The following is a 15,283-nucleotide window of genomic DNA, read 5'->3' on the forward strand; positions in this document are numbered from 1 at the left end:
ATAGAGCCGCGCCACCTGTATCTTGAAGGTTTTGCTGTAGATTCTTTTCATGTAACCCCTCGAAAGTCGGTGTCCAACTTTCGGGGGTCACTTCAATCTGGGGAAGGCTTTAACTTGGGGTCAGATGAAAGCCTTCATCTGACCCCGTCTTCACCCTCTCCCCGCCTTCAGGCGCGACTTCAGTGCACGTGGCCGTGCTCTTGCTCTTCTTCAGTCGCGTCGCGGGTCTCGACCACTTCCACGTCGAAGTGCAGGGTCTGGCCAGCCAGCGGGTGGTTGGCATCGATGGTGACGGTCTCGTCGCCAACTTCCACTACACGAACGATCTGGGGGCCGCCCGGAGTCTGTGCCTGGAACTGCATGCCCGGCTCGATGGTGTCTACGCCTTCAAAGGCAGAGCGGGGAACCGGCTGGATCAGTTCTTCGTTTACTTCGCCGTAGCCTTCTGCCGGCTCAACGGAAACCTTCACCTGATCGCCAGAGTCCTTCTCGGTTAGTGCACTTTCCAGACCACCGATGATGTTCTGTGCGCCTTCCAGGTAAGTCAGCGGCTCACGACCTTCTACACGGGAGGAATCGAGTTGCTCTCCCTGGTCGTTGGTGAGGGTGTAATGAATGGTAACAACACGAGGTTGGGCCATTTTATCTCCTTGCGTGTCGCAATGACTGCATTTATGAATTAAGGCAATCGAAAGTGATCATGGACAGCCGGACTGCACAGAGGGACTAACGACCACCGGGCCTCGTTAGAGAGCCAGGCTCGATAACAAGTAAGAAAACATAGTCTAACAAGTGACAGGTTGCGTTTTCTACCGTGATTGATGGGGGCAGGCCGGAGTTTTTCAACCGCCCTGCCCGACTTTCCAGAACTTTCCGTGACTCAGAACACCGTAAACGGTTTCACCGGCCTCTTCTTTCTCGACCACGAGGTCCGCCAGCTCATAAAAAGCCGCGGTGACAACCCGTGCCTCGACACCGTGACGAACCTTGATGACCGGCCGCGGCTCGCCCGAATCCGGATATTGCCCTACTTCCAGCGGATGCTCCTCACTGATTTCCAGCGTTTCGCCCACGTTGGTGGTGAGAGTCAGTACCTGATCATCCCCAGTGCCATGCACCTCCAGGGAATGCGCCAGCAGCGGTGTATCCTCGACCTGGATGCACCATTTCTCCACAGGGGTCACGAGGTAGAACTCACCGTCTTCCTCACGCCGCAGGATGGTCGAAAACAGCCGGACAATGGCCTCACGGCCCAGGGGCTCGCCCTTGAAGATCCACTGGCCGTCCCGGCGAATCACCATGTCCATGTCCCCGGACAGCTCCGGGTGCCACTGATCCAGTGGCGGCAGCCCCGGCTTCTTGACGGTTTCCTCGACTTCTTTGGCGAAGGTTTCGGGATTCTTGCTCATGGCTCAGTGCCTCCTAGAGTCCACGCATCCATTCTGCCCGCAGGGGCGCGGCGCCGGGGTTGCTGATGGCGAGGTTGACCTGGTCCAGCAGCTTCGCCTTATCCCGGCCGAGAATGCCCTTGAGCACCAGGTAGTTGGAGGCGTGGTCACTGCGGAACACGGTCTTCTCCAGTTCAAGGTGCTCAAGGAACAGGCGGATTTCCTCGAACAATCCCTGCTGTGACAGGGGGACAAAATCATCACCGAAACCGGCGCGGAAGCGCTCTTCGCCCTGGGGAAAGCTCACCACCAGAGTCGACAGGTAATCCGGCTGGGTTTCGTTGCACAACAGCGCGGTGTTGATGACGTGCTGCCGGGACAGGGTTTCGCCACCCAGACCGTTCAGGACCATCACAGAGCTGGTGAGCCCGGCTTCCCGGATCTTGACCAGGGCCGAGCGGGTGGACTCCCAGGTTTCGCCCTTGTTGACCCGGCGAAGCACCTCGTCATCACCGGATTCCATGCCAACGTACAGGATAGCCAGTCCGGCTTCCCGGAGTTCAGCCAGCTCCTCGACGCTTTTCTTCGCCAGATTCCGTGGCAGGCAGTAACTGGACACCCGCTGCAAATCCGGGAACGCGGCCTTGAGGTCGGCGAGAATCTCGAGCAGCCGCCGGGTTGGCAGAACCATGGCATCGCCGTCGGCCAGGAATACCCGCCGGACGCCGCCCAGGGTTTTCGCGGCGTTCTCGATATCCCTGCGAATGTCCTCCGGTTTGCGGGCCCGGAACTTCTTCTGGGGCTGGGTGTACATCTCGCAGAAGGTGCACTTGTTCCAGGAGCAGCCGTTGGTCACCGGCAGTATCAGGGATTTGGCTTCACTCGGTGGACGAAACACCGGCTCGACATAGTCGATGGGAAAGCTGTACATAGGTGCTTCCGAAATCAGAAAGTGTTTGTGGGTAAGATCAGGGCAAAAACTGGGCTTTCAAGTCTGCGCAACCCGGCCCCACCACGGGCATGTCCAGACACACCGCCTGGGCCGTCATGAAGGGAATGCCGCGGCGGTGGCCATCCACCAGCAGAGTGGACAGGCTGCCGACAAACGGCATATGGGAGACGATCAGCAACCGGGATTCCCGCACTTCCAGAAGGGCATCCAGGCAAGCACCGGGGTCATCATCCGGGGTGATGAAATCCTTCTCGTCAATCCGGCAGTTGAGAATCTCGGACATGATGCCCGCGGTCTGGCGGGCCCGGACATAGGGGCTGCTCCAGATCAGGGACGGCCGCCAGGGGGATTCCGCAATGCGGTGAGCAACGGCTCCGACCCCTTCCCGACCGGCTTCTGTCAGTTCCCGCTCCTGGTCCAGAGTGTGCCAACCGGCCTCGCCGTGGCGCATGATGATCAATTGCACGGGCACCTCCGATCCTTCCGGTTACTGGCTGATGGTGCGGGGCAGGATGAACTCCACGTCGGAATTCTGGACTGCCATCATCAGGCTGTTGATTACCGCCTTGATCGACGCCGTGCCGTAGAGGATTTCGTAAAGCCCGCGTACCAGGGGCATGTAGATGCCGATCGCCTCTGATTTTTCCTTCACCAGCTTCAGGGTATAGATACCCTCGGCAACCTGCCCCAGCTCCTTCACGGCATCATCCAGGTTCTGGCCCTTGCCGACTGCATAGCCGACCCGGAAGTTACGGCTCTTGGAGGAAGTACAGGTCACGATCAGGTCGCCCACGCCGGCCAGGCCCATGAAGGTCATCGGATTGGCGCCCAGGCTCACTGCGAAGCGGCTCATTTCCGCCAGCCCGCGCGTAATCAGCATGGCCTTGGCGTTTTCGCCCATATCCAGCGCCGAGGCCAGGCCTGCGACAATGGCATAGATGTTTTTCAGTGCCCCGGCCAGCTCCACGCCGTAAACATCGACGTTGGCGTAGACCCGGAAATACTCGCAGCCAAGCAGATCCTGAACGGTGCGGCGCACATCCGGATCCTTGGCGGCAATCACGGTGGCCGTCAGGTCCCGGGCCGCAATTTCCCCCGCCAGGTTCGGGCCGCTCAGTACACCGATCTGGCAGCGGGGAATCTCTTCCTGCAGGATCTCGCTCATCAGCTTGAAGCCGTGCTCTTCAATGCCCTTGGTAAGGCTCACCACGATCTGGCCATCGCGAAAATCGTTGCTGTGCTCACGGATAACCGCCCGGAAAGCCTTGCTGGGTATGGCGACAAAGACAACTTCCGCCTTGCTCACAGCGTGGACCAGATCGGTCGTGGGCTCGATATCGCCCTCGAGTTTCACGCCTGGCATGTAGCGGCTGTTGATGCCGGTTTTGCGGATTTCGTCGGCCTGGGCCTGGTCCCGCATCCAGAAATGTACCCGGTGACCATTTTCACCCAGTACCTTGGTCATGGCGGTTCCGAAACTGCCGCCGCCCAGTACTGCAACGTCATGTGGCGGGTTCTGGGCCCCTGAATCGCGGGACGCATTGGTATCAGACATAGTCATTCCGTGTTGTTATCGGCTCAGCCGTGCTCTTCGCATTCCAGAGCACGCACCAGATTCTTGAACTCTTCCCGGTTCTTCCGGTTCATGCCCATCAGCACTTTATGGGCATCGAGAACCTTGTCGCGAACCTGTTGTTCGCTGGCTTTGAGAACCGGAATTTCTTCCAGCTCCTCAATACGGGAGGCGGGTTCCCGGACAATGATGAAGATCTTGTCGAACCCCATGGAGGTGATGATGCGGGTAATATCGGGATTGGTGGAAATCAGCGTTGGCAGGAAATGGCTCTGTTTCTGCGCGGCCATGGCGATCTTGGCGAGCAGACCGAGGGTGGTGCTGTCGATGATCTCGGTCTCGGTCAGATCGATAACCACGGTCTTGAACTGAGGATCCTGGGTAATTGACTCAACCAGATTGTCCAGCGTCGAACACAGGTTCAGCCGGATTTCACCGATAAACTTGAGGACATAAATGCCCTGTTGTTCAGCTTGCAGGATCTTGTAACCAGCCATGTTTCACACTGCCACTATTTATGGGACGTGCTGTCTGACCTTTTAATGGTATCAGTTACCGATACGATAGCGATATCGTCCGGAAGTTCTGTTATACCGTCCAGACTCAGCGCCTCGTTGAGAGATGCGATAGTGTGACTACCTCCCGATACGAGTTCAAGTAGCGTCTTCTCCTTTTCATCAAGGGATTTGGCCCGGATTACCTCCAGAATGCCATCGGAAAACAGCAGTAGCCGGAACGGCTTGTCGAGCGTCACCTCATAAACGTCCCACTGGGGCGCCTCGAAGAGCCCCACCGGCAGGCCGCTGCCCTCCAGGAAAGCGGTGCTTCCGCCCTCGAAGGAAAGAATCGGCATCGGAAAATGGGCGCCCACCGCGTACCGGAGCTTGCGCTCGGATTCGGAGATGATCCCCACGAACACCGTCACATGCTTGCCCAGTCCGGTGTCCAGCAACTCCGAGTTGATTCGTTCCAGGAAACGCTCCGGATACAGGATGTCATCACTGGATTGGCGCCGGAGGTTTCGCTGCAACCGGTTGGTCAGGTTCTTCAGCAGCACGGTCACAAAGGCTGAACTGGCGCCGTGGCCGGACACATCCGCGATGTAGACCAGCAGCTTGTCTTCCGAAATCCGGAAATAGTCGAGAAAATCGCCGCTCAGATACAGGGAGGGCTTGATCAGGTGGTCGACATGGAGCCCGCCCATCATTTGTTCCCGGTCCGGCAGCATCCTAAGCTGGACCTTGCGCCCTGCCCTCTGGTCGGCCCTGAGCTCGGCAATGCCGTCCCGCAGGTCCCGGTTGGCCTCTTCCAGTTCCTGCCGATAGAGCTGGTTCAGACGGTTGACCCGGACCCGGTCCAGCAACTTGCCGATCACATCGTCCAGGGCACCCTTGTCATCACTGCACGGCTTGAGCACGAAATCGGCAGCACCCGCCCGGAGCGCGGTTACCACATCGGCACTGGATTCGGTGCTTGAGCAGGCCACAATCGGGGTGAATGTCTCCGACTCCTCGAGCCTGCCGGCCAGATCCCGGATAGCCTCGGGATCCAGGTCTGCAAAGATGACATCCGGAGTGTTATCGTCAAACAGGCTCTTGGCTGCAGCCACGTCGGGAAAGCCGGTCACGTAGAATCCGCGCGCCTCGAGATACCGGGAGAGGTCGGCACGGGCCTTTTCATCGGCGTCAATAATAAGAATGCGCTCGGTGCGCGATGCCATGGCTGTTGCCCTAAACTACCATCGATAAACGATAAATTGGCTTGATAAAGCCTATTCTGGCACGACCCTGTGATATAACAAGGCCAGTTTCGCGAATTGGGGAGAATCCTGACCATGAGACGTGCGGTAAACGATTTACTCGGGGCTTATGACAAGCTGATCATGGATCCGGTTCACGGTGGGATTCCCTTATACCGGCATGAGATACAGGTCATCGACCATCCCCTGTTCCAGCGCCTGCGTAATATCTGCCAGAACGATATCCTGAGCCTGGTGTTTCCCGGCGCCACCCATTCCCGCTTCCTGCACAGTGTCGGGGTGATGCATGTGGGCACGCGGATGTTCCGCTCGATGATCGATGCCTACCTGCGGGAGCGCCAGCTGAGTGAGCAGACCGATCTCACCCTTAGCCAGCTCGACGCCATCGATTACCTGGCCAAGACCATCCGCCTTGGCTGCCTGCTGCACGACAGCGGCCACTCCAGTTTCTCGCACCAGTTCACCCAGGCCCGGCGTATCCGCGAGCTGATGTCACGCCCGGACCGGTTCCGTAACCTCTGGACCGGCGTGGATTTCTCCCAATACCACAACGAGGAGCCGGAAGAGCTCGAACACGAGCATTACTCGGTACGGGTTGCTCACGAGGTGCTCTCCGCAGTGGATCTGGAATCTGCCGGGCTGGACCGCAGAGATGTGATCGGCATTATGGAAACCACCGACGTGCGGCCCAGCGAGACCTTCCGCCGCCACGCCGAAACCTTCTGGAATTTTATCGCCGGGGACGAGGCGAAATCCGGCTCCATGCCGGATGAGAACATTCCGGGTCTGGTCATGGATCTGCTTTCTTCCATCGTTTCCGGAGAAATCGACGCGGATCGCGCCGACTACATGCTCCGGGACGGCTTCCATTCCTCGGTGACAATCGGTGGCCTTAACCTGGATCACCTGCTGACCAACTTCCGGTTCGGCTGGGACGTCTCCGAGCCCTGGCTGGGCCTGGCCATCACCCACAAAGGCCTGGGCGCCCTGGAGGACTTTGTCTACAGCCGCCACCAGATGTACCGGAAGGTCTACGCCCACAAGACCGCGCTCGGCTTCGACTGGCTGCTCCGGGAAGCGATCAATGAGGTCCTGGAGGATCAGGAGAATTTCGAGTGGATCGACATCTGCCTGAGTGACATGCGCTTCTTCGCGGAGCTGACGGACAGCTTCTTCTGGGAAGCCTTCCGCAAGGTGGCGCGCCAGAACCCCCAGAGTTATTCCTTCTGCATCGTCAACCGGGTGAAGCTTGACCACCTGGACACGCGGGAAAATCTCAGTGACAAGGGGATTAACCGCCACAGCGAATGGCTGGCCCGGGAACTGGGGCTGAACCCGGCGCACGTGGTGACCTGCTCCATGCGCGCCCGGTTCTCGAACATCCAGGACAACTTCAACGGCATCAAGGTGCTGGTGCGCGACCCCATCAACCGGACGCGGTCACTCCGCAAGATCACGGAAGTGAGCGCGTTCTTCAGCAAGTTCAACGACGGTACCATCACTCATTTCTACACCCGACCGAACATCACTCTCGGCCCGGTTGAAGACATGACGGAATAGCCGGCTCAGGACTCCATGGCCTGGACCAGCCCGCTGGCACTGTTGAAGGCGCCCTCGACCCGACCACCATCGAGCCAGTCCCCGGCCAGGCCGATGCCCAGCTGATCGAACCACAGGTGACCCGGGAGATTCTCGCCGCCGGAGCGGGCGTAGAGCCAGCGGTGAGGTACAAGATCATCCGGCTGAGCATCAGTGCCAGTGAGTTGCTGGAATGCCTTTACCAGCTCGGCACCAACCTGCTCCGGCGCTGCATCCACATTCGCTTGCGTCCATTCCGCGTTAGCGTGCAGTACCCACCATTGTCCGGAATCCTCACGGCCCGGCTTGCTGGAATTGTTGGCGACCCAGTACAACACCGGATGCTGGCAACGGATGCCGTCGAACCCCGGGTCCAGAGGCTGGCTGAAATGCGCCGCCACCGCCCAGCACGGTGCCACCGCCGATACCGATTGCTCCAGCCGGTCTGCAGCCTCCTCCAGAGCACTCGCCTGCATCAGGTCCCTGGCCTGGGCCGGTGGTGCGGTTACGACCACTCGGTCAAAGCGGCCCACCATGTTGCCGCCGGTATCAACCAGTTCCCACTGACTGTCTTTACGGGCCATTCTTTCAATACGGGTCTCGGTGACCAGATCAACATGGGCTGACAGCGCCCGGCTGATGGCTGTCATGCGTGGGGTTCCCACATAACGCTCTTCCTCCGGGAAAGACTCCCGGCTTCCGTCCCGGTGCTGGAACACCAGGCGCCCTTGCCAGGTGGTGAAACTGCTGCCGCCGGCGTACCGGGTCAGGAAGTCCAGAAACGCCGGGTTTCTGGCGGTGAAATACTGGGCGCCGATGTCCGCAGAGCCTCCGGGAACCCGTTTCGCGGCCAGGCGTCCACCGGGGCCACGGCTCTTCTCGAACACGGTCACCGAGTGGCCCTGTTCCTTAAGCAAAATCGCCGAAGTCAGCCCTGCAATCCCTGAACCGATGACGGCAATACGGCGTATAAGGTGTCTGTCGGGTGCTTCATTAAACATCGTGTTTGGTGCATCCAATTTGAGTAACGATTACGTAAAACCCCTCGAGCGTTGAGCGATGCTTCGCCGACTTGGTTTCACACTGAAGTAGAAGGGCAATCAGGGTATGACCCGAGTGCAACACTGGTTTATAAACATTCTGAGGTGGTTCGACTCTGACGCGGGTTCGGATCACATCGACACGAGCTCCCGCTCCTTCAATTTCATCCGGGTAGTGCCATTCATTTTGCTGCATCTGGTATGCCTGCTGGCATTCTACACCGGGGCGAGTGCGTTCGCCGTCGGCTTTGCCGTGGCCTTTTTCCTGATCCGAATGTTCTCCATCACGGGGTTCTATCACCGGTATTTCGCTCACAAGACCTTCAAGACCAGCCGTCCGGCACAGTTCATTTTCGGTTTGCTGGGCGCCAGTGCCGCCCAGCGTGGCCCGCTCTGGTGGGCAGCCCACCACCGCCATCATCACCAGCACTCCGACCGTGAAGAGGATCTCCATTCCCCCCATCATGGCGGCTTCTGGTGGTCACACGTGGGCTGGTTCACCTGCGATGCCGGCTTTGCCATGGACGAACGGCGCGTGCGGGACTGGATGAAGTACCCGGAGTTGCGCTTCATCAACCGTTTCGACTCACTGGTACCAGCTGCTGCTGCGGTGGGTATCTATGGTCTCGGTGAGGCTCTTGCCGCCTTCGCGCCTTCCCTGGGCACCAATGGTCTGCAACTTCTGGTGTGGGGCTTCTTTATCTCCACGGTGATGTTGTTCCACGCCACCGTCTCGATCAACTCCCTGTCCCACGTCTGGGGCAAGCGCCGCTTCGATACCAATGACGACAGCCGCAACAATTTCTGGCTGGCCCTGATCACCCTGGGTGAAGGCTGGCACAACAATCACCACCGCTGGCCCCAGTCCGTCCGCCAGGGCTTCCGCTGGTACGAAATCGACATCACCTGGTACGGGCTTTGGTTGCTGTCCCGCCTGGGCATCATCTGGGATCTGAACCCCATACCGAAGCACATTCAGGAGGAAACCCGCAAGCTCGATGCGATGAGGAGGAAGCAGTCATGAGCACAGCCTCAGCAATTGAAGTAGGCACCAAGAATTCGGCCGTTCCGGCGACGATCGAACACTTCAAGGCACTGTTCAACGAGCTGGACAAGGGAAACCTGAACAAACTCCAGGCAGTCTACAGCGAGGACATCCGGTTCCAGGATCCTTTCGGTCAGGTTACCGGGCTGGATGAGCTGACCCACTATTTTGCGGGTGCCTACAAGAATGTCATTTCGTGCCGGTTCGAGTTTGAACCTGCCGTCGCCAACGGCGCCTCGGTCGCCCTGCCCTGGGTCATGAAACTGCGCCACAAGCGGATTCGTGGCGGTCGCGAAATTGCCGTGGATGGCATCAGCCACCTGGAGATCGAAGATGGCCGGGTCAGCTTTCACCGGGACTATTTTGATGCCGGCCAACTGCTTTACGAGAACCTCCCGGCTCTCGGGCGGTTGGTCCGCTGGATAAAAGGGCAAGCGGGATGAGTACACGATTGCAGGGACCGTCCAACATCTGGATCACGGGCGCAAGCTCGGGGATTGGCGAAGCGCTGACCCGATCGCTGGCCCGTGGCGGGCATCATCTGATGATCACCGGGCGCCGTGCCGAAGCGCTGGAAAAACTGCGTGAACTGGCACCCGAGCGGATTACGCCAGCCGTGGCCGACACCACCAGCAAGGAGGACCTGGCCAAAATCGCCCCTGACCTGGATTCAGACCAGCCTCTGGATATGGCGATCCTCAACGCCGGCACCTGCGAGTACCTGGAGGTCGACCAATACAGCAGCGACGTGATCGAAGCGAACATCGTGACCAATGTGCTTGGCACCGCCCGTTCGCTGGACATTGCCCTGCCCGCGCTGCGCCGCACCCGGGCGATGGGCCGGCCAGCCACTCTGGTCATCGTCAGTTCCTCCGCCTGGTGGTTTCCCTTTGGCCGGGCGGAAGGCTACGGTGCCTCCAAGGCCGCGCTGAGCTATTTTGCCCACTCGCTGCGGGCCGACCTGGCCGCCGAGGGCATTGACGTTGTGGTGGTATCGCCGGGCTTCGTGAAAACACCGCTCACCGACCGCAACGATTTCCCCATGCCCTTCCGGGTTTCCGCCGAGGACGCGGCCGAGCGTATCGTCAGTGGGCTGGCCAAGGGCAAGAACGAGATTGCCTTTCCCAAACGCTTTACCTGGACGCTCAAGATCCTGGGCTCACTGCCCGGGGCTCTGGTTGACCGTATGGCCGCCAACATGGCGCGCAAGAGTTCTGATCAACAGGAAAAAACCGAATGACCAACGAACGTCAGCGTATTGCTGTCATTGGGGCCGGCGTCTCCGGCCTCACCGCGGCCTGGAAGCTTGCGGAGAAACACGATGTTCAGCTGTTTGAAGCCGGCGATTATGCCGGTGGCCACACCAACACCGAGCAGGTGGAATCAGACGGCCGCACCTGGCCGGTCAATACCGGCTTCATCGTCTACAACGACTGGACCTACCCGAACTTCATCAAACTGATGGACCGCCTGGGTGTGGCCTCCGAAGTCAGCGACATGAGTTTCAGCGTGGATTGCCCGTCCTCCGGGCTGCAGTACAACGGCACCAGCCTCAACACCCTGTTTGCCCAGCGCAAAAACCTGCTGAACCTGCCGTTCCTGCGCATGATCCGGGAGATCCTGAGGTTCAACCGGGAGACTCGCCAGGATCTTTCTGAAGGCAACATCAGCGACGCTGAAACGCTTGGGGAATATCTGAACCGCAATGGCTACTCGCGCTATTTCCGCAACTACTACATCGTGCCCATGGGCGCGGCGATCTGGTCGGCGCCGGAAATTGTCCTGGAACAGTTCCCGATCCGGTTTTTCCTGCAGTTCTTCAACAACCACGGCATGCTGTCGGTGGACGACCGGCCCACCTGGCGGGTGATCAGCGGCGGCTCCGCCGAGTATGTGAAGAAAATGATGGAGCGGATCGCCGACCGCACCCACCTGAACTGCCCGGTCAGTGCCGTGCGCCGGCATGAGAACGGTGTGGCCGTCGAAGTGAACGGCGAGAGCCACGAATTCGATCAGGTCATCCTGGCGTGCCACAGTGACCAGGCGCTGGCCATGCTGGCCGATCCGACCGATCAGGAGCGGGATGTCCTGGGCGCCATCGCCTACCAGAACAACGACGTGGTGCTGCATACCGACAGCCGACTGCTGCCTTCCAACCGTCGGGCCTGGGCGGCGTGGAACTATTTCATCCCGCAGCACAGCACCCAGCCGGTGTCGGTCACCTACAACATGAACATCCTGCAGAACTTCCACGACGCCCGGGAGACTTTCTGCGTGACGCTCAACCGCAGCCAGGACATTGATCCCGACAAGGTCATCAAGCGCTTTGAATACGCCCACCCGGTTTTTACCCTGGAGGCAGTCGCCGCACAGCAGCGCTACCATGAGATCAGCAATCGCAACCGCACCCATTTCTGCGGGGCCTACTGGTTCAACGGCTTCCACGAGGACGGCGTGCGCAGTGCGGTTCGGGTACTGAGTGATTTCGGGATGGAGATCTGAGCATGGTCAGCCAGTGGCTTGAAGGGTCCGTCCGCCATCGCCGAATGCAGCCGATCGGCCATGGGTTCGAGTATGGCACCGGGATGCTGGCGCTTGATGTGGACGAATGGGACAGGATCACCGGCATCAGCCGGTTCTTCTCCCTGGAACGCTTCAACTGGATGTCCCTGCGCCGTGACGATTATTTCCGGCCGGAAGTCCGCAACCTGTCCGCCGCCCTTCGCGATTATGTGAAGGATGCGACCGACTGGTACCCCGACGGGACGGTGGAACTGATCACCCACCCCCGTTACTTCGGCTACGTGTTCAATCCGGTCAGCTTCTACTTTTGCTACGAGCATGGAGAAGATCCCGCCGAGGGCGCGGTGCCCCGCGTGATCGTGGCCCAGATCACCAACACGCCCTGGCACGAACGGCACGTTTACTGCCTGGAGACCACGGGGGCAAAAGCCAACAGCGCGGGCTGGCGAACCGAGCGCTTCGGCTTCTCCAAGCGTTTCCATGTGTCGCCGTTCAATGGGATGGAACAGGAATACCAGTGGACCTTCAGTTTCCGCGGCCCGGAGCTGCGGATACACATGAACGTGTTCCAGGAACAGCACAAGCATTTTGACGCCACTCTGGTGGTCCAGCGTACCCCCCTCACTCGTAAAGAATTGCACAGAAGCCTGCGCCGTTTTCCGGTCGAGGCGATCAAGGTGGTCGCAGGCATCTACTGGAACGCCCTGCGCCTGAAGCTGAAAGGCGCCCCGTTCTACAGCCATCCGGACAAACTGTCCGGGGACGATCCGGCCTATCGCCGGGGAACCGAAGATGCCGGACTGGATGTGACCACCGGCAATGACGTAAACACCACTGGTGGAAGGGTAAGCTCATGGAGAACCTGAATACATCCGTCGATACACGCGAACATGCCGACTCCGGCCGCCTGCCATTGATGAGTCGCGTCGCCCGGCAACTGGTGCTTCAACAGCTCAAGGTCCTCCAGCACGGCGTATTGACCATCAGGGAGGCGGGTGCCGAAACCCTCGTCTTTGGCGACGGCGATACCCTTTACGCTCCGGCCGAACTGGTCATTCACGACCACAGCACCTGGCGGGATCTGCTGACCGGCGGTGGTGTGGGTGCCGCTGAGGCTTACGTGGCCGGCGACTGGTCCACCCCGGATCTGGTGTCGCTGCTGCGCTTCTTCACCCGCAATGTCGACCGGATGAACGAATTCGAGGACCGGTTCAGCTGGGTCACCAAGCCGGCCCTTAAAGGCCTGCACTGGCTCAACCGCAACACCAAAGAAGGCTCCCGGAAGAACATCAGTGCCCACTACGACCTGGGCAACGACCTGTTCGAAACCTTCCTGGACCCCACCATGATGTACTCCTCGGCCATCTATCCCCGCGAGGATGCCACCCTGGAAGAAGCGGCGGTCCACAAGCTCGACACCATCTGCCGGAAACTGGATCTCGGCCCGGATGACCGCGTGATCGAGATCGGCACCGGTTGGGGCGGCTTTGCCATCCATGCCGCCAAGCATTTCGGCTGCCACGTCACCACCACGACCATCTCCCGGGAACAGCTGGAGCTGGCCAAGGCCCGGGTCAAGGCCGAGGGACTGGAAGACCGCATTACCCTGCTGTTTGACGATTACCGGGATCTCGAGGGCCAGTTCGACAAGCTGGTCTCCATTGAAATGATCGAGGCAGTCGGCCCGCAATTCCTGGACAGCTATTTCCAGCAGATCAATGCCCTGCTCAAACCCGATGGCCTGGCCCTGGTGCAGGCCATCAACATGCCCGAGCAACGGTACGCGCGCGCCCTGAAGAACGTGGATTTCATCCAGCGCTTTATCTTCCCGGGCAGCTTCATTCCCTCGTTCGGTGCCATCCTGGAATCGGTTCGCAACGGCTCGAACCTGGTCCTGACCCATTCGGAAGACATCGGCTTCCATTACGCCCGCACCCTGCGTGACTGGTGCGAGCGTTTCATGACCAGGAAAGAAACTCTCGATCAGATGGGCTACGACCAGGCGTTCCGCCGCTTGTGGCATTTCTACTTCGCCTACTGCGAGGCCGGATTCAGCGAGCGGGCCATCGGCGTGTCCCAGCTGGTGTTTGCCAAGCCCGGCAACAAGCGTGCGAACATCCTGAGCGTATGATTGCCTCGGAGACTTCCCGGAATATTCTGAACTTTGTCCTGTTCCAGGCGGGCTGGCTTCTTTGTGTGCTGTACCCGAACCGGCTGACGGTTCTGGTCATAGGCGTGTTCCTGATCTTGCACTTCGTGCTGGTCAGCCAGAGGCGGTTCAGTGAACTGCAGTTCATCGGCTTCGGTACCGTGGTGGGCGCAGCCCTGGATACGCTCTGGTTCCAGACCGGTGTACTCTATTCGGAGACCGCCGAGCTGCTGATCGTGCCCCCGTGGCTGGTGGCGATCTGGGCCATTTTCATGACCACCCTGTGTCATTCCCTGGACTGGATCGGCCGGAATCGCTGGTTGCCCTTTGTGCTGGCGCCCATCGCCGGCCCCTTTGCCTACTGGTCTGCCAGCAAGCTCGGTGCTGTGACCCTGCCCGACCAGACTCTGTCACTGCTGGCACTCGCGGTGGGCTGGCTGGTGGTGTTCCCGCTGCTGCTGTTCATTCGCAAATACCTTTATCCGGAGCTCGCACAATGAAGCGGATGCGTAGACCTGCCCTGGCCCTGTTGCTGTTGGCTGCCACCGGAGCCTGTTACGGAAAGATCTTTCAGTTCTCCGGTGAGGCCCGGGCGGAAAATGGGAAAGTGCTCTATACCGAGCATCATCAGGTTGAAGGCGAATGTACCGAGGGCCAGTTCCGCCCCCTGAATCACCAGGTGGAATATCGCGAGCAGGACCAGAGTGAGGGCTTTGCGGACAAGGTCCTCCGGTATCAGCGTTCTCCCCTCCAGCCGGAAGTGGTTTTCAACCAGCCCCGCTTTGATGAATCGCTCCGGATCAGCTACCCGGGTGAAGGCATCATAGAGGTTGACTGGGTAACACCCTCAGGCGAAACCCAGGCCTTCAATGTGCCGATTGAGGGGCGTGCTGTGGTTGATGCCGGGTTTGACAACCTGGTTCGCCAGAATTGGTCCGCCCTACAGGACGGCCGTTCGGTGGAGTTCCGATTCCTGGGCCCGACCCGGGGCGAACTCTACGGCTTTGTCCTTGAGCCGAGCGACCATCGGGAAGTGGAAGCACACCTCGAGGTCGCCATTCGCCCCACCAGTATGCTCCTGCGTTTTCTGGTGGACCCGATACAGCTCGGCTATAACGATCGGGGCGCGCTCACCCATTACCTGGGCCTGACCAATATCCGCAAGAACTCCGATACCAATTACCAGGCCCACATCCGCTACGACATCGCCAGTTACCCGGAATGTGAACTGACTCCCTGATCCTGTCTGTGCTGCCAAGGCAGCAACCCCGCACCA

17 protein-coding genes are annotated in these 15,283 nt (G+C 59.6%); 9 read left to right on the forward strand and 8 right to left on the reverse strand.

All coding sequences use genetic code 11. The features are described 5' to 3' along the window. Positions 1 to 179 precede the first annotated feature (179 nt). The 7 genes from DET50_RS17495 to DET50_RS17525 all read right to left on the reverse strand — a co-directional run bounded on the left by DET50_RS17495 (position 180) and on the right by DET50_RS17525 (position 5,633). On the reverse strand, positions 180 to 641 hold the full coding sequence (locus DET50_RS17495; protein ID WP_092005989.1) for an FKBP-type peptidyl-prolyl cis-trans isomerase: 462 nt from the start codon (positions 639 to 641) through the stop codon (positions 180 to 182). Positions 642 to 842: 201 nt separating this feature from the next. Next, positions 843 to 1,409: a DUF1285 domain-containing protein gene (locus DET50_RS17500; protein ID WP_113864034.1), complete on the reverse strand. Its 567-nt coding sequence runs from the start codon at positions 1,407 to 1,409 to the stop codon at positions 843 to 845. 13 nt (positions 1,410 to 1,422) lie between these two features. Beyond that, a complete protein-coding gene (locus DET50_RS17505) occupies positions 1,423 to 2,319 on the reverse strand; it encodes a radical SAM protein (RefSeq protein ID WP_113864035.1) in 897 nt (298 codons plus the stop codon). Between the two features lie 37 nt (positions 2,320 to 2,356). Continuing rightward, entirely contained in the window at positions 2,357 to 2,806 is a 450-nt protein-coding gene (locus DET50_RS17510; protein WP_092005980.1) for a SixA phosphatase family protein, read from the reverse strand. A 21-nt stretch (positions 2,807 to 2,827) separates the two neighbouring features. Further along, complete coding sequence (locus DET50_RS17515; protein WP_113864036.1) at positions 2,828 to 3,895, reverse strand: NAD(P)H-dependent glycerol-3-phosphate dehydrogenase; 1,068 nt, start codon at positions 3,893 to 3,895, stop codon at positions 2,828 to 2,830. Between the two features lie 23 nt (positions 3,896 to 3,918). Continuing rightward, positions 3,919 to 4,410 carry an STAS domain-containing protein gene (locus tag DET50_RS17520; RefSeq protein ID WP_092005975.1) on the reverse strand — a complete coding sequence of 164 codons (492 nt, stop codon included), beginning with the start codon at positions 4,408 to 4,410 and terminating at the stop codon, positions 3,919 to 3,921. 14 nt (positions 4,411 to 4,424) lie between these two features. Beyond that, positions 4,425 to 5,633 carry a PP2C family protein-serine/threonine phosphatase gene (locus DET50_RS17525; protein WP_113864037.1) on the reverse strand — a complete coding sequence of 403 codons (1,209 nt, stop codon included), beginning with the start codon at positions 5,631 to 5,633 and terminating at the stop codon, positions 4,425 to 4,427. Positions 5,634 to 5,747: 114 nt separating this feature from the next. Here DET50_RS17525 and DET50_RS17530 point away from each other — a divergent pair, with 114 nt between their 5' ends. Continuing rightward, positions 5,748 to 7,232 carry an HD domain-containing protein gene (locus tag DET50_RS17530; RefSeq protein ID WP_113864038.1) on the forward strand — a complete coding sequence of 495 codons (1,485 nt, stop codon included), beginning with the start codon at positions 5,748 to 5,750 and terminating at the stop codon, positions 7,230 to 7,232. 5 nt (positions 7,233 to 7,237) lie between these two features. On the opposite strand, the gene DET50_RS17535 is transcribed toward DET50_RS17530, so the two are convergent. Beyond that, positions 7,238 to 8,251: an NAD(P)/FAD-dependent oxidoreductase gene (locus tag DET50_RS17535; RefSeq protein ID WP_113864039.1), complete on the reverse strand. Its 1,014-nt coding sequence runs from the start codon at positions 8,249 to 8,251 to the stop codon at positions 7,238 to 7,240. 106 nt (positions 8,252 to 8,357) lie between these two features. On the opposite strand from DET50_RS17535, the gene DET50_RS17540 reads away from it, so the two are divergent. Genes DET50_RS17540 through DET50_RS17575 form a run of 8 tightly spaced genes read left to right on the forward strand, consistent with a single transcriptional unit; the run spans position 8,358 to position 15,247 of the window. Then, entirely contained in the window at positions 8,358 to 9,314 is a 957-nt protein-coding gene (locus tag DET50_RS17540; RefSeq protein WP_113864040.1) for an acyl-CoA desaturase, read from the forward strand. Next, a complete protein-coding gene (locus DET50_RS17545; protein ID WP_113864041.1) occupies positions 9,311 to 9,778 on the forward strand; it encodes a nuclear transport factor 2 family protein in 468 nt (155 codons plus the stop codon). The genes DET50_RS17540 and DET50_RS17545 overlap by 4 nt, the downstream gene beginning before the upstream one ends. Next, positions 9,775 to 10,575, forward strand: a complete 801-nt coding sequence (locus DET50_RS17550; RefSeq protein WP_113864042.1) for an SDR family NAD(P)-dependent oxidoreductase — start codon at positions 9,775 to 9,777, stop codon at positions 10,573 to 10,575. Before DET50_RS17545 ends, DET50_RS17550 begins: the two co-directional genes overlap by 4 nt. Beyond that, positions 10,572 to 11,837, forward strand: coding sequence for an NAD(P)/FAD-dependent oxidoreductase (locus DET50_RS17555; protein WP_113864043.1), 1,266 nt, complete (start codon positions 10,572 to 10,574; stop codon positions 11,835 to 11,837). The genes DET50_RS17550 and DET50_RS17555 overlap by 4 nt, the downstream gene beginning before the upstream one ends. Positions 11,838 to 11,839: 2 nt before the next feature. Further along, positions 11,840 to 12,724, forward strand: coding sequence for a DUF1365 domain-containing protein (locus tag DET50_RS17560; RefSeq protein WP_113864044.1), 885 nt, complete (start codon positions 11,840 to 11,842; stop codon positions 12,722 to 12,724). Continuing rightward, positions 12,712 to 13,989 (forward strand): SAM-dependent methyltransferase, encoded by a 1,278-nt coding sequence (locus DET50_RS17565; RefSeq protein WP_113864045.1) that lies wholly within the window; start codon positions 12,712 to 12,714, stop codon positions 13,987 to 13,989. The genes DET50_RS17560 and DET50_RS17565 overlap by 13 nt, the downstream gene beginning before the upstream one ends. Continuing rightward, the gene (locus DET50_RS17570; protein WP_113864046.1) at positions 13,986 to 14,507 is read left to right on the forward strand and encodes a DUF2878 domain-containing protein; all 522 of its coding nucleotides are present in this window, start codon (positions 13,986 to 13,988) and stop codon (positions 14,505 to 14,507) included. The genes DET50_RS17565 and DET50_RS17570 overlap by 4 nt, the downstream gene beginning before the upstream one ends. Further along, on the forward strand, positions 14,504 to 15,247 hold the full coding sequence (locus tag DET50_RS17575; protein ID WP_258546166.1) for a hypothetical protein: 744 nt from the start codon (positions 14,504 to 14,506) through the stop codon (positions 15,245 to 15,247). Before DET50_RS17570 ends, DET50_RS17575 begins: the two co-directional genes overlap by 4 nt. The last annotated feature ends 36 nt before the right edge of the window (positions 15,248 to 15,283 follow it).

Source organism: Marinobacter pelagius, from assembly GCF_003315345.1.
Lineage (GTDB): Bacteria > Pseudomonadota > Gammaproteobacteria > Pseudomonadales > Oleiphilaceae > Marinobacter > Marinobacter pelagius_A.